We start from the raw sequence: 19,592 nt of genomic DNA, 5'->3' as shown, positions 1-19,592 counted from the left end.
TCATCGGCCGCGTTGCTTCCCAAGCGGTGGCTCATGCGAGAGGCCAGAGGATGCGACGCGAGGAAATCGCGCGATCGCTACGCAACCAAACGACCTCACGCAGACTTGATAGCCGGCTGAACGCCCGTGGCGCCTTGTCGCGCCCGGCCATCGGGGACGAAAACGCATGAGCACGATCGCCGCCGCGCCGAGTGCGCAGGTCAAGTCCACGCCCTCGCGCTCGATCCGCGCGCTGGGGGCGGTCAACTTCTTTCTGGCCGACGTGCGCGACGGTCTCGGGCCGTTTCTCGGGATCTTCCTGGTCGGTCAGGGCTGGAGCGCCGCGCAGATCGGCCTCGTGATGACGATCGGCGGCATCGCCGGCATGCTGGCGACGACGCCGCTCGGAGCGCTTGCCGACGCCTCGCGCGCCAAGCGCTTCATGGTCGGCTTCTGCGCCGCTCTCGTGATCGTCGCGTCGCTCGCCATCCTCTTCGTGCCGACCTTCGCCTTCGTGACCGCATCGCAGATCGCGACCGGCATCGCGGGTGCCGCGATCGGCCCGGCGCTTGCCGGCCTGACGCTCGGCCTCGTCGGCCAGAAGGGCCTCGCCCCGCAGCTCGGGCGTAACGAAGCCTGGAACCACGGCGGCAACGTCTTCGCTGCGGCCGGCGCCGGCTTCTTCGGCTACGAGTTCGGCCTGCCAGCCGTGTTCATCCTGATGACGATGATGGCGGTCGGGTCGATCGTCGCCGTCCTGATGATCCGACCGGACGACATCGACCACGACGTGGCGCGCGGTCTCGACCGCAAGGAAGGCGCCGAGCGCGAGGCGCCGTCGGGCTTCAGCGTCCTGTGGAAGTCGCGCCCGCTCCTCATCCTCGCCGCGACCCTCATGCTCTTCCACTTCGGCAACGGTGCGATGCTGCCGCTTCTCGGCCAGCAGGTGGCAGCCCAAGCCGAGCAGGATACGACCACAGGAGCGGTAACCGGCACCGCCGACACCGCGTCCGCCTCGGCAGCTGGCACCACCACCACGGCCATCTCGCCGGGTCAGTCCACTGCGGGGCGCCCGGCGTCGGAGCCGGTGCGCCAGCCCTCGACGCTGCAGACGCTCCTGTCGGATCCGGTGTCGTACACTGCGGCCACCGTCATTATCGCGCAGCTGACCATGATCCCGATCGCGCTGCTCGCTGCCGGGTTCGCCAGCCGGCGCGGCTACTTCCTGCTGCTGGTCGCCGCCCTCGTGGCGCTTCCGGTCCGCGGCCTCATCGCCGGCCTCTGGCCGAACCCCTATGCGCTGATCCCCGTGCAGATGCTGGATGGCGTCGGTGCCGGCCTCCTGGGTGTCGCGGTGCCCGGCCTCGTCGCGCGGATGCTGCGCGGCACCGGCCACATCAATGCGGGTCTCGGTGCGGTAATGACCGTGCAGGGCGTCGGCGCGTCGCTGAGCCCCGCGATCGCAGGCGTGATCGTGACCAATTTCGGCTATTCCACAGCGTATCTCTCGCTCGCGGCCTTCGCCATGTGCGGTCTGGTGCTATGGCTCGTGTCCTCGCCCAAGGTCGCGGCCGCCTGTTCGGGCGACTGACGGCACCTCAAGGCAGATCCGCACCCGTTTTCGACCACCGCCTCGGGGCCTGCCGCCCGCGAGCCTCAAGATCCTGCGGCCCATGACCCAAAGCCTTCCCATCGCCATCTGGGTCGTCAGCGCCCTCACCGTCTTCGGCGTCATCTTCCGGCCGGGAAACTGGCCGGAGTGGATCTTCGCGGTGGCGGGCGCGGTGATCCTCGTCGTGCTCGGTCTCCTGCCCTGGCAGGAAGCCGCCCACGGCGTCGAGATGGGGACCGACGTCTACCTGTTCCTCGCCGGCATGATGCTGCTGGCCGGCACCGCGCGGCGCGAGGGCCTCTTCGACTACCTCGCGGCCTTTGCCGCACGCTCGGCGAAGGGCTCGCCGCAGCGCCTCTTCCTTCTCGTCTACCTGATCGGCACGCTCGTCACCGTGTTCCTCTCGAACGACGCGACGGCCGTCGTGCTGACCCCGGCGGTGATCGCCGTCGCGCGGGCTGCCAAGGTCGCCTCGCCGCTGCCCTATCTCCTGATCTGCGCCTTCGTCGCTAATGCCGCTTCGTTCGTGCTGCCGATCTCCAATCCCGCCAACCTCGTGGTGTTCGGCTCGGACATGCCGGCGCTCGGCGAATGGCTGGCGCGCTTCACGCTGCCCTCGGTCCTGTCGATCCTCGCGACGTTCTGGCTCCTGCGCTGGACGCAGCGGAACGACCTTGTCGGCACCACCGACACCAATGTGGCCATTCCCACCCTTTCGCTCGGCGGCCGGATCGCGGCGATCGGCCTCGTCGCCGCTGCGCTGGTTCTTCTCGTGTCCTCGGCGATCGGGCTGGAGCTCGGACCGCCGACGCTGGTCGCGGGCCTTCTCACCGCCCTCGCCGTGACGATCGGGGAGCGCTCGAGCCCGCTGCCGCTCATCCGGGAAGTGTCCTGGGACACATTGGCGCTGGTGGCGGGCCTCTTCGTGATCGTGCGCGCGCTCGAGGTCAGCGGATTGCAGGCGACGCTGATCGACACGCTGCAGGGCCCGCTGAACGCGGCGCCCGATGCCGGCGCCTTCGCCTCCGGCGCCGCGCTCGCCTTCGGCACCAACCTCACCAACAACCTGCCGCTCGGCCTTCTGGCCGGCGCTTTCACGACGGCGGCGGACCTGCCGCAGAAGGTGGTGGATGCGATCCTCGTCGGCATCGACATCGGGCCGAACCTGTCGGTCACCGGTTCGCTGGCGACGATCCTCTGGCTGACGGCGCTGCGCCGCGCAAACCTCGACTTCGGCGCCATGGCCTTCCTGCGCCTCGGTTTCGTGGTCATGCCGCCCGCGCTCGTCCTCGCGCTCCTGGCGGTCGTCTACCAGCCCTGGGGCTGATCGCCACAACGGGACGGGACCGGGTTGCGGGCGGGACGAAGCGGGCGCATTCTCGATCCTTCACCGGGGAGACCGTCGATGTTCCTCGAATACCGAAACTGGCGACCGCCCGAGCCGATCAAGCCCACCCCCCGCCTGTCGAAGCGCGGGGAGCGGGTGCTAATGTGGGTCCTTGCAGTCAATTTCGCGATGCTGCTCTTCGGCCCGCTGGCGGGAACCAGCGTCTTCCAAGGCCTCTGGGCGCTCGTCTTCGGCTGACGGCGCGCGCCGTCAGGCGTCGCTCGCCTGCGCGTTGACCGAGCTTTCGGCAAGGTCCGACAGGATATCGTCGGTGTTCTCCTCCTCGATCAGCGTTTCCTTGAGGAGATCGGCGGCCTCGTCGAGCCCGAGTTGGCCAGCCCAGGCGTAGAGCGTGCCGTAACGCGTGATCTCGTAGTGCTCGACGGCCTGTGCGGCGGCGATGATCCCGGCATCGAGCGCCTCGGACCCGGCGAATTCCTCCATCACCTCCTGCCCTTCCGCGATGATGCCGAGGATCGCCTGGCACTCGACGCCCTCGGGCTTGGTGTTCAGAAGCCCGAACACCTCGTCGAGGCGCGCGACCTGCCCCTTGGTCTCGTCGAGATGGACGCCGAGCGCCGACTTGAGATCGGTGGAGACGGCAGCCTCCATCATCTTTGGCAGCGCCTTCAGGATCTGGTTCTCCGCGAAGTAGGTGTCCTTCAGCTGGTGGAGGAAGAGGTCGTGCAGCGTCTTGTCGGCCATGGGGCGCCTCGATGTCGTTTGCGGACCGGGCGTTGTCGCCCGGATCGTCGGCGGGTGAAGCCGCCGTCCGCCGCCCGCGTTCCCCGCCGTCTTCGTAGCCGTCTGCCAACATGGGCGGCCCTGCGACATTCCGGCCCGTGCCCGATACAGGCGCCCTCGCGTTGCCTCATGAGCCAATTCCGCATGACCCGAAGAGATCCGCCTTGCCCCTTCGCTTCCTGATCGTCGCCAGCGAGACCCCCGACCAGCGGGAGGCCCGGCGAAACGACGTCGGCGCCGCGTCCGACGAGACCTATGCCGATACGCTGCGGACGATCCGACCGGAGATCGAGTGCGAGACCGTCTCCTGCGTCGACGGGGCGACACCGCCCTCGCCGGAGGCTCTCGGCGCGTTCGACGGCATCGTCCTGTCGGGATCGCCGATCCAGATGCATGCCGACACGGTGGAAACGCGCTCGGCGGCCGCGTTCATGACGCGTGTCTTCGAGGCAGGCGTGCCCGCCTTCGGCTCCTGCGCGGGTCTTCAGATCGCGAGCGTCGCGGCCGGGGGACGGTGCCAGCCACGCTCGCCGCGCATGGAAGCCGGGTTCGTGCGCGGGATCGTCGCGACCGATGCCGGGCGCGTCCATCCGCTGCTCGCCGGTCGCCCGCTGACCTGGGACGCGCCGGCCATGCATTCCGACGAAGTGTCCGTCCTGCCCGACGGGGCGAGGATCCTTGCCGGCACCCGCACGACGCCCGTCCAGGCGGTCGAGATCCGCCACGGGGCCGGCACGTTCTGGGGCGTCCAGTACCACCCCGAACTCTCGCTCGCCGAGATCGCCGCCGCGCTTCGCCGCCAGAAGGACGACCTTCTGGAGGAAAAGCTCGTCGCCGACGAGGCGGCGCTGGAAGCCCACGCCCGGCGGATCGAGGCGCTCGATGCCGAGCCGGAGCGGCGCGATCTCGCCTGGCAGCTGGGTCTCGACCGGGAGGTGACGGAGCCCGAGCGACGCATGCGCGAAATCCGCAATTTCATCGCCCACACGGCATCTCGGAAAGCCTCATAATCGTTGTGTATCAACGGTTTGATACCCATATCAGGGAGACGAAACGAACCCTTGGAACCCCTGATGAAACCCGACCTTCTCCATGCCCTTTTCCACGACCTTCAAGCCTATGGCTCGGTGCGCCTCAAGAAGTCGAAGCTCCTCTGGATGCTCGGCCGCGTGTTGGAGACGCCGACCGTCTGGGACATGCTGATGCGCGAATGGGCCGAGTTCGGCCAGACGAAGCCGCTTTACGGCTTCCAGCACGGCGACGAGATCACGCTCGCGGTGCAGGCGAGCGAGGACATCGGCGCGCGCTGGACGACGCGGCGCGAGCCGGCCCAGCGTCCCGTCCCGCTCCTCCAGCATCTCGAGCCGGCGGCGGCCTGAGGCCGCCGCTCAGCGCACGAGGATCGCGCGGAAATCGTTGACGTTGGTGAAGGTCGGACCTGTCACCACCAGCCGATCCAGCGCCGCGAACGGCGTGTAGGCGTCGTGGTCGCGAAGGTGCCGCGCGAGATCGATCCCGCGCCGTGCGGCGTCCGCCACCAGCGAAGCGTCAAACCACGCGCCGGCATTGTCCTCCGACCCGTCGATCCCGTCGGTGTCGCAGGCGATCGCGGACATGCCGGGTTGCCCGTCGAGGGCATGGGCCAGCGACAGGAGATACTCGCTGTTGCGCCCGCCGCGCCCGCCCCGTTCATTGGCTCCCACCGTCACCGTGGTCTCGCCGCCCGACAGGAAGAGGGTCGGCCGGTCGACTGGCGCGGCGCGAATGCGGGCCGCGTGCTCGGCGCCGACCGCGCTCGCCTCCCCCTCGATCGCATCGCCCCAGATCACCGGCTCGAGCCCGAGGCCGCGCGCCGCCTCGGCCGCCGCTTCCAGCGCCATCATCGGCGTCGCCAGCATGTGGAAATCGCCGCGGTCCTCGCGCAGCGCAGTCTCTGCATTGGCAAGGATGGCGTCGCGGATGCGATCCCCCACCGCGATCTTGTATCGGTCGAGGATCGCAAAGGCCTCATCTGGGCCGCTCGCTGTCGCAACGGTCGGTCCCGAACCGATCGTGCCGGGATCATCGCCCGGCACATCCGAGATCGCATAGGTGACGAGGCGGGCTGGGGCGACGGCCTGGGCGAGACGCCCGCCCTTGATCCGCGAGAGCGCCTTCCGGACGGTGTTCATCGCGTCGATCGGTGCGCCGCTGAGAAGCAGCGCGCGGTTGATCGCCTGCTTGTCGGCGAGCGTCACGCCGGGCGCCGGCAGGGCGAGAAGCGACGACGCGCCGCCCGAGATCAGGACCACCACGAGATCGTCGCGACCCGCGCCTTCGGCAAGGTCGAGGATGCGCCGTGCGGCCGCCTCGCCGGCCGCGTCCGGCACGGGATGGGAGGCCTCCACGACCTCGATTCGACGGGTCGGAACCGCATGATGGTAGCGGGTGACGACGAGCCCCTCGCAAGGGCTGTCCCAGGCATCCTCAAAGGCGGCGGCCATCGACGCCGCGGCCTTGCCGGCGCCCAGCACCAGCGTGCGCCCGCGCGGGCGCTCCGGCAGGCGCCCCTCGAAGCGTCCGGCCGGCATCGCGTGGCGCAGCGCCGCCTCGAAGACCTCGCGCAGCATTGCGCCGTCACCCTTGGTCATGAATCCCCTCCCCCTTCCGCCCGCCGGCCCGCATCCCGTCGACGAAGACGTCCATCAGGCGGATCACGTTGTCCTCCCAGTCCGCCTGCTTGGCCATCAGGCAGAGGCCGATCAGGGTCTGAAGAAGGTCTTCCGCTCCGACGTCGCCCCGGATCTCGCCCGCCTCGACGCAGCGCTCGAGCAGCATGCCGACGGCGCGCGTCAGGTGACGGAAGGAAAAGGCGTAGATCTCCGAACCGCTGTCGATGGCGAGCGCCAGCGTCGTCAGCATGCCGCGCTTGGTGGCGACGAGGCGAACCTCCTCGCGCAGCCACAGGCGGAGCGCGGGCAGCGGCGGCTCGCTCAGAGCCAGCGTCTCGGCGAGTTGCGCGAGTTGTTCGACCTCGCGACGGTAGACCGCCTCGAACAGGGCTTCGCGCGTCGGGAAATGGCGATAGAGCGTCCCGATGCCGACGCCCGCACGGCGCGCCACGGCCTCGAGGCTCGCGCTCCCGTCGGCGACGCGGAAGACCTCCGCCGCCGCCGTCAGCAGACGATCGCGGTTTTTCGCCGCGTCTGCCCGGATCTTGCGCGTTGCCTTCGGAGCGTCAGTTTCCATTTCCGGAATTGGAATGCCTCCAGTCTTGTAAACGGAGGGCGCCTCCGTATAATTGGCCTGCGGTACATTGGCCTTCGAAGAAAGGCCGGCCCGCCTCCGCCCGATCGGCGCCGAGCCCCTTGGCTCCCGGTTCCGACACATCCGGTTCGACATATCACCGAAAGGGTGACGGCATGAACCACTCGATTCAACTGACCATCAACGGGGAACGGCGCGAGGTGATCTTCGACGATCCCCGGGTCACCCTCCTCGACCTCCTGCGCGAGCGCGAGGGCCTCACCGGCACCAAGAAGGGCTGCGATCGCGGCCAGTGCGGCGCCTGCACCATCCTCGTCGACGGGCGGCGCGTCGTGTCGTGCCTGTCGCTCGCCCTCTCCCACGACGGCGCCGACATCGTCACCATCGAGGGCCTGGCGAAGGACGGCGAACTGCATCCCGTCCAGGCCGCCTTCATCGCCCATGACGGCTTCCAGTGCGGCTACTGCACGCCCGGCCAGATCATGAGCGCGGTGGGCCTCATCGGGGAAGCGCAGACCGACGGCGACCCCGAGCGCATCCGCGAAGGGATGAGCGGAAACCTCTGCCGTTGTGGCGCCTATGCCGGCATCACCGAGGCGGTGATCGAGGCCGAGGCCACGATCGCGGGCACGCGCCAGGAGAAGGCGGCATGAACCGCTTCGACTACATTCGCCCCGAGACCGTCGCCGAAGCGGTGGCGGCTGCCGCGCGGCCGGGCTCGGCGTGCCTTGCCGGCGGCACCAACCTCCTTGACCTGATGAAGGGCGGCGTCACGCTTCCCGAACGGATCGTCGACCTCACCCGCCTGCCGGGCCTGTCGACGGTCGAGACCCAAACCGACGGCAGCGTCCGGATCGGCGCCCTCGTGCGCAACGCAGATCTCGCGCACGACCGCGCCTTCGCCACGCGCTTCCCGGCCATCGCCGAGGCGCTGCTGTCGGGCGCCTCGGGACAGTTGCGCAACGCGGCGACCGCCGGCGGCAACATCCTGCAACGCACGCGCTGCCCCTATTTCGCCGACACCGCAAGCGCCTGCAACAAGCGCGAGCCGGGCTCCGGCTGCGATGCACGCGGCGGCGAGAACCGCTCGCACGCCATCCTCGGATGGAGCGACAGCTGCATCGCCACCCACCCGTCGGACTTCTGCGTGCCGCTGGCAGCGCTCGGTGCCGTGGTCGAACTCGAAGGGCCGGAGGGCCGGCGCGAGGTGCCGCTCGTCGACTTCCACCGCCTGCCCGGCGACACGCCCGAGATCGAGACCGAGCGGCGCGCGGGCGAGATCGTCACGGCGCTGCGCCTGCCGGCGGACGCCGCCGGCTTTGCCGCGCACGCCCGCTATCTCAAGCTGCGCGAGCGCACCTCCTACGCCTTTGCCGTGGTGTCCACCGCCGCCATGCTGCGGATCGAGAACGGGCGGATCGCGGAGGCGCGGATCGCGCTCGGCGGTGTCGCCCTGAAGCCCTGGCGCGCAGTCGAGGCGGAAACGCTTCTCCACGGTGCCGAGCCCGGCACGGCGGCCTTCGAGCAAGCCGCCGAAGCGGCGCTCGCGGGCGCCCGCCCGTCCGGCGACAACGCGCACAAGATCGAACTCGCCCGCCGCCTCGTCGCGCGGGCCCTGCAGCTGGCGGCGGCCGGCACGCCCGAGCGCGTGCCCGCCCTGCCCGGCTCCCCCTTCGCCCCGGTTCCGGAAGGAATGCTCCATGTCTGAGATCGGCCTCACCAACGATCCGGCGCGCATGCGCCACGGCTCCAACATCGGCCAGCCGATGACGCGCCGCGAGGGCGTCCTGAAGGTGACGGGCGCCGCGACGTTTGCCGCCGATAACCATCCGCCCGGCATGCTCTACGCCGTGCCGGCCACCGCCACGGTGGCGCGCGGGCGGCTCGTCTCCATGGACGAGGCGGCGGCGCGCGCCCATCCCGGCGTCGTCGACGTGATGACCACCGCCAACCGGCCGAAGCTGGCGATGGACCCGGACGCCAAGACCAACCCGTTCATGTTCCGGCTCGACCTCCTGCAGAACGAGCATGTGCGCTATGCCGGCCAGCCGATCGCGGTGGTGATTGCCGAGACGCTGGAAGCCGCGACGGAAGGGGCGCGGCTCCTGAAGCCGCGCTTCGAGGCCGAGGCGGCGCGCGTGACCCTCGACGATGCCGAGAGCTTCGTGCCCGAAGTCGTCGGCGCCGGAAACCCGGCCGAGGCGGCGATCGGCGACGTCGAGGCGGGGATCGGCGAGGCCGCGCTCGTGGTGGACACGACCTACGAGACGCCCGCCCAGTACCACAATGCGATGGAGCCGCATGGGGTCGTGGCGCGCTGGGAGGGCGACAAGCTCATCCTCGACATGCCGACGCAGGCGCTCGCCATGGCCCAGCAGCGCCTTGCCGGCCTCTTCGGCATCGCGCCGACCGACATCTACATCCGCAGCCCGTATCTCGGCGGCGGTTTCGGCTCCAAGGGCTTTCCGGCCGGTCCCCAGGTGCTCGGCATCATGGCGGCGCGCATGACCGGGCGTCCGGTCAAGCTGGTGCTCCGCCGCGACCAGATGTACGGCCCCGTCGGCCACCGCGGGCCGACCCGCCAGCATATTCGCGTCGGCCTCCAGTCCGACGGCGCACTGACGGCGATCGAGAACCGCACCCGAACGGCATCCTCGACCTTCGACGACTTCTTCGAGCCGGCTGCCGACGTCGCCCATACGCTCTACGCCGCACCGGCGATCCGCACCGCGCACGAGGGCGTGCGCCTCGACACCGGCACGCCGCTCTTCATGCGCGCGCCGGGCGAAGCGTCGGGCTCGATCGCGCTCGAATGCGCCATCGACGAGGCGGCCGAGGCGGCGGGGATGGATCCGCTGGCCTTCCGACTGAAGAACTACGCCGAGCGCGAGCCTATCTCCGGCAAGCCCTTCTCCTCGAAGGCGCTGCGCACCTGCTACGAGGAAGGCGCTCGCCGCTTCGGCTGGGCAGGGCGGCCGTCGGAGCCTCGTTCGATGCGCGACACGTCGGGGCGGCTTCTCGGCTGGGGCATGGGCACGGCGACCTTTCCGGCGCTGATGTTCCAGGCCAAGGCCCGCGCCACCCTGCGCGCCGACGGCTCGGGGCTTCTGGAAACCGGCGCCCACGACATGGGCCAGGGTGCCTGGACGGCGCTGGCCCAGATCGCGGCCGACGCCGTCGGGCTGCCGATCGAGCGCGTCGAGTTCCGCGCCGGCACGTCGGACCTGCCGGACGCCGGCATCGCGGGCGGGTCGGGCCACACGGCGACCGCCGGCATGGCGCTCCATTCGGCCGGCCAGGCGGTGATCGCCAAGCTTGCCGAGATCGCCACCGCCGACGAGGCCTCGCCGCTGTTCGGGGCAGGCAACATCGGCACGCTCGCGCGCGACGGTCGCCTCGTGCGCCGGGACGACGAAAGCCGGGGCGAGGCGTTCGGTGCGATCCTCAGCCGTGCCGGTCTGGAAACGATCGAAGCCGACGGCCAGGCGGCCGCGGACCCCACCGCCCAGGAGACCTACGCCATGCACGCCCACGGCGCGGTGTTCGCCGAGGTCAGCGTCGATCCCGACCTCGGCCAGATCCGGGTGACGCGCCTCGTCGGCGCCTTCGCCGCCGGCCGCGTGATCAATCCGCGCATGGTGCAGAGCCAGCTCTACGGGGGCATGATCTGGGGCCTGTCCTTCGCCCTGCACGAACACGCGGTGATGGATCGCCGGACGGGCCGCGTCATGAACGCGGACCTTGCCGAATACCGCATCCCGGTGAACGCCGACGTGCCGCCGATGGAAGCGATCCTCGTCCACGAGGACGACCCGCACGTGAACGCGCTCGGCATCAAGGGCGTCGGCGAGATCGGCATCACCGGCACCGGCGGCGCCATTGCCAACGCGGTGCGCCATGCCACCGGTCGCCGTATCCGCCGCTTCCCGATCGGCCTCGCCGACCTCGTCGGCTAGCCGTCTAGCGGCCGGGGAACAGCCGCCCCCGCCTCCCGTTGGCATCCTGGATGCAACGGGAGGACGGGGGCGACCCATGACGGACTGGGACATCGTCTGGCGGCTTGGACTGGCGTCTCTTTCGGGACTGGCGCTTGGTCTTGATCGCGAGCTGCGCGGCATCTCGGCCGGCGTGCGCACCCATGCCCTCGTCGCCCTCAGTTCCGCCCTCATCACCGTTTCGGCGCTCGAGCGCCAGGCCAGCCTTTCGGCAGCGGGCGGAAGTGGGCTCGACCCCTTGCGGGTGATCTAGGGACTGGCGCAGGCTGTCGGCTTCGTCGCGGCCGGCGCGATCTTCGTCTCGCGCGGCAGCGTCCACAACCTCACCTCGGCCGCCAACATCTGGCTCGCCGCCGCGCTCGGCATCGCATCGGGCGCCGGTCAGTTCCGGCTCGTCGCCATCGGGCTGGCGTTCGGGACCGTGATCCTCACCGTCGTTCGCATGTCCGAACGCTTCCTCCCCCGAAGCGACCGGCGCAACGGGAGAGCCGAGGACGGGGCGCGGGGTCCGGACCGCGGCTGACCGTCAGGCCTTTGGCACGTCCCAGACCTCGCCCGGCAGCATCGGGCGAAAGCGCTCGCGCGCGATGCCGCGTTGACGCAGCGTCTCGGCGAGGAGCCGGCCGGGCTCGTCGATCGGCTCGTCGGTCAGCTGGAAGGTCGACCAGTGGTGGCCGGCCGCATATTGCGCCTTCGCCAGCACCATGCCCGCCACGGCGTCTTCCGGCCCCTGGTGCTGGCCGGCCATGAACCATCGGGGCTCGTAGGCGCCGATCGGCAGGATCGCGAGGCGGAAATCGCCGTGCTTGGCGGCGGCCGCGCGGTAGTTGATGCCCTCGTGAAAGCCGGTGTCGCCGATATGGTAGATGCGGCCGGCTGCCGTCTCCACGACGAACGCCGCCCACAGCGCCATGCGCCGGTCGCGAAGGCCCCGCGCCGACCAGTGGTGCGCGGGCTCGACATGGATCACCGCATCCGGCGTCTCGATCCGGTCGCCCCAGTCGCCGACCTGAAGCCGCATGCCCGGCACCGCGTCGAGCACGATGCAGTCGTTGCCGAGCGGCATGACCACCAGCGGATCGTGCTTGGCCTTCAGCCGCGCCAGCGTCTCGACGTCGAGATGGTCATAGTGATTGTGACTGAGAAGGACGAGGTCGATCTTGGGCAGGCGCTCGAAGGCGATCCCCGGCTCAACGACGCGCCGTGGCCCGAGGAAGGAGACCGGCGAGACGCGCTCCGACCAGACCGGGTCCGTCAGGATGTTGAGACCGGCGACCTGCACGAGAAGCGTCGCATGCCCGACCATGGTCAGCCTGAGGTCCTCGATCCGCGCGTCGGGCACGGCCGCCGGGAACGGGCTTGCGACCCGCTCCGGCCAGACGGCGCGCTCGCCGCCCCCGCCGAAGCGCCAGCGCAGGACGTCGGTGAACGGGCGCGGCTCGATGCCGCCCGGATTGAAGAAGCGCGTCCCGTCGAAATGGTCGCTCGGTGGGCCGTCGTAATAGTGGTTGCCGGCCATTGCGGTCCTCGTGCCTGCGACCGTGGCGGTCGCCGCGGCGCCGAGCCCCAGGAGCTGAAAGATCTGTCGTCGGTTCATCTGGCTCAAGATGAGGCGGCCCGGCGGGCAGAGCAAGGGCGACGGACCGATCGTGGCGACCGACTGCGGTCCTGCGACGATCCGACCGGCGACAGCGAGGTGCGACGACCCGGGCGTCGGGTCATGCGGTGGGATCGATGGGGCGGTCGATCGGCACAGGTTCCGAGCATCGGTCGTCCGCACAAGATGGTCCGCCATCGCGGCGACACGGTCCGGCGCCGTGCGTGATTAACGATAGAGCTGCGGGCGGAATTGCGCGGCGAGCGTTCGCCTCCACCTGTCTTAGCCGGCGGACGCTCGCGCCGCGCGGCTTGCCGCCATCGCATCCTCGATCGCCGCCTGCAGCGAGGACGGCGAGGAGGGTTTGGAGCAAATGCGGGCCGAGGGGTAGCGCTTGCGAAGCTGCTGGTCGTCGGCATGGCCGGAATGGAAGATGATCGGAACCGCGGCGGCGTGCAGCGCATCGGCCACCGGAAACACGTCGCCGTCCTTCAGGCGGACGTCGAGGATGGCGCAGTCGGGGGTCTTGGCCGATAACCCGTCGCCGGCCTCGCGGACCGTCGGATAGGGGCCGTCCATCTCGTAGCCGAGGCCGGTGAGCACATCCTCGATATCCAGCGCCACGAAGAACTCGTCTTCCACCACCATCACGACGCTAGACACCAGCCAGGACCTCCACGGGCAAACGCATCTCGATCTGGAAACGCCCCTCCCCGGTCGAACGGTGGATCTGCGTGTCCAGCTGACGGGAAGACGTCTCCACCAGAAGCGTTCCGAACCCAGGTTCGCCATCGTCGGCCTTGGTCCGGTCCGAGCGCTCCAGCCAGGAGAAGTCCAACCCGTCCGCACGCATCGCCCACGACACGCGCAACCGTCCGTTATCTGCTCCCAGCGCGCCGTATTTGTAGGAGTTGGTCGCCCATTCGTGCAGAAGAAGGGCGAGCGGCGACAGGTAGCGCCCGTCGATCGTGGCGCTCGGGCCCTCGAGTTCGATGTCGGCCTGGCCGCGATAGGCGGCCAGCGTCGTCTCCAGAAGCTCCCGAAGATCGATCGCGTACTGCTCGCCCGAAGGGGCCGCCAGCGAATGCGCCTGCCCGAGGGCGGCGATTCGCTCGCGCATCCCGCGCGAGAAGGCCTTCACGTCCGAATGCGTGCGCGAGCCCGCCGTGATCATGCCGCCGATGATGGCGAAGAGGTTCTTCACCCGGTGGTTCATCTCGCGCAGCATGATCTCGCGCGTGTTGGTGGCCTCCCGTTCGGTGGTCACGTCGATCGAGACGCCGACGAGACGTCGGGGAGCGGAATCGGCGACGAGACGCCCGAAGCCCTTGAGGTAACGCGTCGCACCGTCCTGCGCGATCACGCGGAAGCTTGCCTCGAAGTCGGCCTCGCCCGAGACTGCGCGGCGAAGCTCCTCCTCGATGCGCTGGCGGTCGTCCGGCTCGATCGTCGCCATCAGACCTTCGATCTCGTGCGTCTCGGTGTCGTCCACGCCGAAGAGATCGCGCTCTGTAGGATCGAGGACGACCTCGCCGCTGTCGGGAAAATACTCCCAGATGCCGATGCCGCCCGCCTTCACCGCAAGGTCCAGGCGCTCGCGCTCGGCAGTCAGCTCGCGCTCCAGCGACAGGGCGTCGGTGATGTCGGTGAAGACCAGCGTCACGCCGTCGACGCTGTCGGTCTGCGTGCGATAGGGCATGATGCGCAAGGAGAGCGTCCGGTCGGCCTTGCGCAGCGTGACGCGCCTCTGCATCGGCGCGTGGCCCTGCAGCACGGCTTCGGCGTCGCCGAGATAGGCGTCGTCGTCGAGCCGGCTCGTCATGTCGCCGAGCGGGCGGCCGCGATCGGACGGCTGGAACGGAAAGAGCTTCAGGGCCGCGGCCGTGAACGAGCGAAGGCACAGGTTGCGGTCGAGGACGACGACGGCGAGGTCGGTCGATTCGAAGAAGTTGCGAAGGTCCGAATTGGCGACCGTGATCTGGTCGACCTTGCCCTTCAGCTCGTCGTTGACGGTGGAGAGCTCCTCGTTGGTGGACTGGAGCTCCTCGTTCATCGACATCATTTCTTCGTTGGAGCTCTTCAGCTCCTCGTTCGCCGTCTCCAGTTCCTCCACGGTCGAACGGAGCCGGTGGCGCGTCACGCGCAGCTCGTGCTCCAGCGTTTCCAGGTGATCGTCGCCGTCGCTCATCGCCACGAGATCGGGGTCCGAGATCGGGCGGAAGGGCGCGGTCTCGCGGAACACGAAGAGGAACGTGCCGTCGGGCAGCGGATCGCAGACGACCTGCACCTCCTGCGCCCCGTATTCCGACTTCACCTCGACCGAGTTCACGACGAGGCGCTTGCCGTTGTCGCGGACCTGGCGCAGCAGCGGGCCGACGACGCTGCGCAGACCCGGCTTGGCGAGCGAGGTCGCGCTGGAGCCGCCCGCGCGCGAGACGGGGAAGTCGAAGAAGCGGCTGAGCGGCCCGTGCGCGGCGTCGATGTTGCCGTCCTGGTCGAGGACGAGGGTCGCCGGGGCGTAGCGGTCGACGATGCGGCGCAGGAGCGCCATCTCGTCGCTTTCCGAGCTTCCGAGCCGCCGCCCGCCCCCATCCGCGTGACGCACCGGACGGCGCACGCCGCTGCCCGGCAGGTCAATCGGATATTGCGGGGCGCCCGGCGAGCGCTCGAAGAGGCGCGCCTGATGGTCGATCGTCGGAAACAGGTATTCGAAGCGGCTGACGCTCTCCGAGGGCCCGAGAAACAAGTAGCCGCCTGGCCGTACGGCATAGTGCATCAGCGGGATCACCGACTGCTGCAGGCGGTCGTCGAAGTAGATCAGGAGGTTCCGGCACGACAGGAGGTCGATGCGCGAGAACGGCGGATCCTTGACGAGGCTGTGCGGCGAGAAGCGGATCAGGTCGCGGATCGCCGGGGCGATCGAGAAGCTTTCCGCGTGGGGCACGACGTAGCGCTCGCGCCAGTCGTTCGGAATGTCGGCCAGCGCCGAGGCGGGATAGACCCCGTCGCGGGCGATGCGCAGCATGCGCTCGTCGATGTCGGTGGCGAAGATCTGGACACCGAGCGGCTGGCCGGTCTCGCGCGCGACTTCCGCAAAGATCATCGCGATCGAATAGGCCTCCTCGCCGCTCGAGCAGCCCGGCACCCAGACGCGCAGGTCCTCCTCGCCCGCATGCTCGCGCATCAGGGGCTCGATCGCCTTCTCGCGCAGGACCTTGAAATGCTCGGCGTCGCGGAAGAAGCGCGTGACGTTGATCAGGAGGTCACGAAACAGCGCCTCGCATTCGGCGCCGTCGGCGCGAAGGCGCGCGACGTAGCTGCGGCCCGTGTCGAGGCCGAGAACGTGCATGCGCCGCTCCACCCGTCGCACAAGGGTCGAGCGCTTGTAGCCGGAAAAGTCGTGGCCCACCGTGGTGCGCAGGACGCGCGTCAGATCGTCCACGAGATCGGCGCTGAAGCCGGCCTCCGTCTCCGTCGCCTCGCTCTCGCGCCGGCGGAAGAACGAGGAGAGGCACGCGAGGATCTCGCCTGGCGCCTTGATGAAGTCGACAAGGCCCGTGCCGACCGCCGAGACCGGCATGCCGTCGTATTTCGCGGTCGAGGGATCCTGCACGACGCAGAGGCCGCCGTGCTCCTTGACGGCGCGCAGGCCCGTCGTGCCGTCCCCCCCTGTGCCCGACAGGATCACGCAGGCCGCGCGGGTCTGCTGGTCGCCGGCTAGCGAGACGAAGAAATCGTCGATCGGACGCCGCAGGCCCCGCGGCTGGGCGAACTCGGTCAGCTCCAGCACCCCGTCGCTGACGATAAGACCATGGCCCGGCGGAATGATGTAGACGGTTTCGGCCTGCAGGCGCTCGCCGCCCTCGCTCTGCACGACGGTCAGCGGCGTGTGCCGGTCGAGAAGCTGCGCCAGCATACTCTCGTGATAGGGGTCGAGGTGCTGCACCACGACGAAGGCCATGCCGGTCGGCACCTTCGCCGCGCCCAGCATCTCGCGCAGCGCCTCAAGACCGCCGGCGGACGCCCCGACCCCGATGATCGGCAGAAAGGGAATGCCCTCCTGCCCCTCGATCTCGGTCACGCTTTCGGACGGCCCGCGATCCATATCCTGCGGCAGCTCAACCATCGAGTTCGGCGAGCCTCAGCTTGGCCTGGGCGACCGTGGAGGCCGTGTTGGCAATCGTCATCAGGGTGCCTTCGATGACGATTCCCGTGTCGGCAAGCTTCGGCTTCAGATCGAGAAGCGTGCGTGCGAGTTCGCGGTCGTAGGCGGCCAGGAGCTCCGGCTGCGAGCGGCTGACGTCGAACTGCGAGGCGAAGATGAATTCGCAGCGGCCGGACTGATTGCGCAGCTTCGACATGAAGAGAAGATTGACGAAGGGATGGCCGTCCTTGTGGAAGTTCACGATCGGCGTGCGGACGCTGTCCTGCGTGTCGGAGGCGAGGAACGCGTGGATCCGCTCGCGCGCCTCGCCATTGTCGGCGTCCCGCTGGAGCATACGGCAGTTGCGCCCCACGACATCGGCCGACGTGTAGCCTGTCAGTTCCTCGAAGGCGGCGTTCACGCGAAGAAGCGGATTGTCGTCGCCGCAGGCCGCCAGCGCAATGGCCACGCTGGCCCGCTCGAAATAGGTTTCGAGCTGTGGCGGAATGGAGTGCGACTGCAAGTCAACGACCTCTTTGAACGGCGGCGCTTTCGCGATGCCCTAGCATAGATGCGCGCGGTACCCCATGCGGCCTAACGCATCGCGCGCCAACACTTAGGGTTTTTTACAGTCGAATGCGAGGATCGCATCGGCGCCTGCGGCTCACCCATTGAGACGAACAAGAGATGTCACCGGCGCACAAATGTTCGTCGTTGCACTCAGCGCAGGATTTTTGACGCGCCTCCGTCCCCGTGCTGTCACCTCGATCAGATCCGTGAACCCCAAGCGCGACAGCGGCGAGCCAGAAGGTGTTCAGCGTTGAGAGGTTAGGCGCCAAACGTGACGCCAAGGTGGGTGTCCATCCATTCGCGAATGCCTTGGCGATTTTTCGGCAACGCTACACCTGGTTAATCACCATTGATTGGAATAAAATCTTCGATTTTGGTATTCTCCGGATGACGATTCAATTAATATATAGTATTTATTTCTCTCGACTCAGCGATTGCAGCAAAGGTACATTCGATAATTCCTTTTAATCGCTTCATTATTGCGACGAATTATCATTCATACCTCATTTTTTTATGCGGGCAACCTTTTGAACCCACTTCTTGCGCGTGCAAAATAGCTTTCAAAGATGCATCGTTTAGGATCCGCTTTGCAACAAGCTCGTCGGCGATCCTGCGAACGGCTTTTTGGTATTGCAGCACAATCATCTGTGCTTCGCCGTAGAGGCGCTGGAGACGCCGATCGATGTCCCGCACATCGACCTGCTGTTGATGAACAAGGGAGCGACCCAACCCCATCTGGCCTTCCAGATGGGCCAGACGCTGCGTTGCCTGCGCAAGATCGGACAGGCCCCCCCCACCAGCGCCTGCCGAAGCTTCGCCGAGGATAAGCTCTTCCGCAGCCCGGCCAGCCAGCGCGACGATGACGGCGGCCTCGACGTCTCGAAGAAGCCCCTCCCCTGAGCCGATCGAGCCGATCCTGACCTGCCCCCCGGATCCTTCGGGCCCTGGCAGGATCGACACAATGGACGGACAGAGCCCCATCGACAACAGCGCCACGGCGTGACCCGCCTCGTGCACGGCAATGCGCCGCCGCAGGGCTGGAGAGCGGGTGTCCGGCGGCATGGCGACCTGCAGGACGTCATGGGACGTGACCGGGCGCCTGTCGCGCCTCGCCAGCTGCCGCGCCTCGCGCGCCATGCGAGCGATGTCCGCGCCGGTCGTCCGTCCCGCCAGCGCGTGTCCGATCTGCATGGCTTCCGCTTCGCCAACCATCGGCAGGTAATGGCGCACGATCTCGCAAAGGTCCTGAGCCGTCGGGAGATCGATGAGGACAACGCGATCGAGGCGGCCGGATCGGACCAGAGCCGGATCGAGGTGACCGGCATCGTTACAGGCGGCCAGGACAATCAAACCCTCACGGTGGCCGGTCCCGTCCAACTCCTCCAACAAGGCGTTGACGATCGCCCGCCAATAGCTGTCGTGACGCCGGCTGCTGTCGCGCGCTGGAACGGAGTCGATCTCGTCGATGAACAGAACCGTCGGCGCCTGGCTGCGCGCGTCCTCGAACGCGCGCCGGATGCCCTGAAGCGTCGAGCCGAGATGCCCGTCGCCAGTGGCCTGCCAGTCGGCGAACGATGTCGCGATGAAGCGTGCACCGGCGCTCTTGGCGATCGCCGCCGCCAGGAGCGTTTTACCCGTCCCCGGCGGCCCGGTGAGAAGTGCACCGGGGTCGACGTCCTGCCAGGCCAAGGTGCCCGCGGCAAAGGAACGGATGTCGTTGGCGAGCGCCTGCGCCCAAACCCGTACCGCCTCGTATCCCGGCAGCTCGTCCAGCGCGAGGTTTTGAACAGTGCCCCCATTCCCTCCCGCCGGCGTTCCACGCCGCGACGCCGACCACAGGCTGCGAGCGAGAATGGCCTCGGCGACCTCGATGCGGCCCGCCTTGGTGCATGCGAGATCCAGAAGGTCCGGTGTCAGGGCCGACAGCCCGATCGTGGCCAGGCGCTTCGCGATACCCGTTGCCTGCTGGTACAACGGATCATCGATCGGGATGCGGCCCGCAGAGCGTGGACCAGCATTCTCGCCATTGCCATCGCTGCTCTCCTTCCCTTCCTCCGGCATGGGCTGGAAGGGTCCCGCCTGCACCGCAAAGTGCTGGTAGAGCCCCGTCGCCACCGCGTCCGCGTCGAAGCCGTCGATGCGAAGGCGCAGATCGGCGAGGTCATCGAGGGGATCGTGGCCATCGTCGAGGATCGCAGCCACCGTCCGGCTCGCCGTAAAAGCGCCGGTCACCGCATGCCAGCGGTCGCCCGTCTGCGACAGGATGCGGTCGACCTCGGTCTGGCGCAGCACGCTCCAGAACGAATGGCTCGGCAGGA

At 68.6% G+C, this 19,592-nt stretch carries 16 protein-coding genes and 1 pseudogene; 9 read left to right on the top strand and 8 right to left on the bottom strand.

Features of this window, described 5'->3' with window-relative positions; all coding sequences use genetic code 11:
• The first annotated feature begins 166 nt into the window (after positions 1-166).
• The 3 genes from BM175_RS09510 to BM175_RS09500 all read left to right on the top strand — a co-directional run bounded on the left by BM175_RS09510 (position 167) and on the right by BM175_RS09500 (position 3,176).
• Positions 167-1,570 carry an MFS transporter gene (locus BM175_RS09510; RefSeq protein ID WP_090962410.1) on the top strand — a complete coding sequence of 468 codons (1,404 nt, stop codon included), beginning with the start codon at positions 167-169 and terminating at the stop codon, positions 1,568-1,570.
• Positions 1,571-1,586: 16 nt separating this feature from the next.
• The gene (locus BM175_RS09505; RefSeq protein WP_425285269.1) at positions 1,587-2,918 is read left to right on the top strand and encodes an arsenic transporter; all 1,332 of its coding nucleotides are present in this window, start codon (positions 1,587-1,589) and stop codon (positions 2,916-2,918) included.
• 78 nt (positions 2,919-2,996) lie between these two features.
• Entirely contained in the window at positions 2,997-3,176 is a 180-nt protein-coding gene (locus tag BM175_RS09500; RefSeq protein WP_090962407.1) for a hypothetical protein, read from the top strand.
• A 12-nt stretch (positions 3,177-3,188) separates the two neighbouring features.
• On the opposite strand, the gene BM175_RS09495 is transcribed toward BM175_RS09500, so the two are convergent.
• The gene (locus BM175_RS09495) at positions 3,189-3,683 is read right to left on the bottom strand and encodes a YciE/YciF ferroxidase family protein (RefSeq protein WP_090962405.1); all 495 of its coding nucleotides are present in this window, start codon (positions 3,681-3,683) and stop codon (positions 3,189-3,191) included.
• 203 nt (positions 3,684-3,886) lie between these two features.
• Between BM175_RS09495 and BM175_RS09490 the strand changes: the two genes are divergently transcribed.
• Both BM175_RS09490 and BM175_RS09485 read left to right on the top strand, forming a co-directional pair.
• Positions 3,887-4,732: a type 1 glutamine amidotransferase gene (locus BM175_RS09490; RefSeq protein ID WP_244545945.1), complete on the top strand. Its 846-nt coding sequence runs from the start codon at positions 3,887-3,889 to the stop codon at positions 4,730-4,732.
• A gap of 63 nt (positions 4,733-4,795) precedes the next feature.
• Positions 4,796-5,101 carry a hypothetical protein gene (locus BM175_RS09485; RefSeq protein ID WP_090962401.1) on the top strand — a complete coding sequence of 102 codons (306 nt, stop codon included), beginning with the start codon at positions 4,796-4,798 and terminating at the stop codon, positions 5,099-5,101.
• A 9-nt stretch (positions 5,102-5,110) separates the two neighbouring features.
• Here the strand turns inward: BM175_RS09485 and BM175_RS09480 are convergent, their stop codons facing one another.
• Positions 5,111-6,352, bottom strand: coding sequence for a glycerate kinase type-2 family protein (locus BM175_RS09480; RefSeq protein ID WP_090962399.1), 1,242 nt, complete (start codon positions 6,350-6,352; stop codon positions 5,111-5,113).
• The gene (locus BM175_RS09475; RefSeq protein ID WP_090962397.1) at positions 6,339-6,950 is read right to left on the bottom strand and encodes a TetR/AcrR family transcriptional regulator; all 612 of its coding nucleotides are present in this window, start codon (positions 6,948-6,950) and stop codon (positions 6,339-6,341) included. The genes BM175_RS09480 and BM175_RS09475 overlap by 14 nt, the downstream gene beginning before the upstream one ends.
• A gap of 173 nt (positions 6,951-7,123) precedes the next feature.
• On the opposite strand from BM175_RS09475, the gene BM175_RS09470 reads away from it, so the two are divergent.
• From BM175_RS09470 to BM175_RS09455, 4 genes and pseudogenes are all read left to right on the top strand, one after another.
• Positions 7,124-7,621: a (2Fe-2S)-binding protein gene (locus BM175_RS09470; protein WP_090962395.1), complete on the top strand. Its 498-nt coding sequence runs from the start codon at positions 7,124-7,126 to the stop codon at positions 7,619-7,621.
• Positions 7,618-8,676 carry an FAD binding domain-containing protein gene (locus BM175_RS09465; RefSeq protein ID WP_090962394.1) on the top strand — a complete coding sequence of 353 codons (1,059 nt, stop codon included), beginning with the start codon at positions 7,618-7,620 and terminating at the stop codon, positions 8,674-8,676. Before BM175_RS09470 ends, BM175_RS09465 begins: the two co-directional genes overlap by 4 nt.
• Entirely contained in the window at positions 8,669-10,924 is a 2,256-nt protein-coding gene (locus BM175_RS09460) for a xanthine dehydrogenase family protein molybdopterin-binding subunit (RefSeq protein WP_090962391.1), read from the top strand. The genes BM175_RS09465 and BM175_RS09460 overlap by 8 nt, the downstream gene beginning before the upstream one ends.
• Positions 10,866-11,486: pseudogene (locus BM175_RS09455) on the top strand (MgtC/SapB family protein). Before BM175_RS09460 ends, BM175_RS09455 begins: the two are co-directional and overlap by 59 nt.
• Positions 11,487-11,489: 3 nt before the next feature.
• Here BM175_RS09455 and BM175_RS09450 read toward each other — a convergent pair.
• From BM175_RS09450 to BM175_RS09430, 5 genes are all read right to left on the bottom strand, one after another.
• Entirely contained in the window at positions 11,490-12,482 is a 993-nt protein-coding gene (locus BM175_RS09450; RefSeq protein WP_090962754.1) for an MBL fold metallo-hydrolase, read from the bottom strand.
• Between the two features lie 360 nt (positions 12,483-12,842).
• Positions 12,843-13,223: a response regulator gene (locus tag BM175_RS09445; RefSeq protein WP_244545944.1), complete on the bottom strand. Its 381-nt coding sequence runs from the start codon at positions 13,221-13,223 to the stop codon at positions 12,843-12,845.
• On the bottom strand, positions 13,216-16,686 hold the full coding sequence (locus tag BM175_RS09440) for a CheR family methyltransferase (protein WP_210185779.1): 3,471 nt from the start codon (positions 16,684-16,686) through the stop codon (positions 13,216-13,218). The genes BM175_RS09445 and BM175_RS09440 overlap by 8 nt, the downstream gene beginning before the upstream one ends.
• Positions 16,679-17,227 (bottom strand): PAS domain-containing protein, encoded by a 549-nt coding sequence (locus tag BM175_RS09435; RefSeq protein WP_090962386.1) that lies wholly within the window; start codon positions 17,225-17,227, stop codon positions 16,679-16,681. Before BM175_RS09435 ends, BM175_RS09440 begins: the two co-directional genes overlap by 8 nt.
• Positions 17,228-17,766: 539 nt before the next feature.
• Positions 17,767-19,592, bottom strand: a 1,826-nt coding sequence (locus BM175_RS09430; protein ID WP_090962384.1) for an AAA family ATPase, incomplete at its 5' end; no start/stop codon positions are given.

The sequence above is a fragment of the Aureimonas phyllosphaerae genome (assembly GCF_900113065.1).
Taxonomy (GTDB): Bacteria; Pseudomonadota; Alphaproteobacteria; order Rhizobiales; family Rhizobiaceae; genus Aureimonas; species Aureimonas phyllosphaerae.
This window is presented reverse-complemented; position numbering and strand designations above follow the sequence as displayed.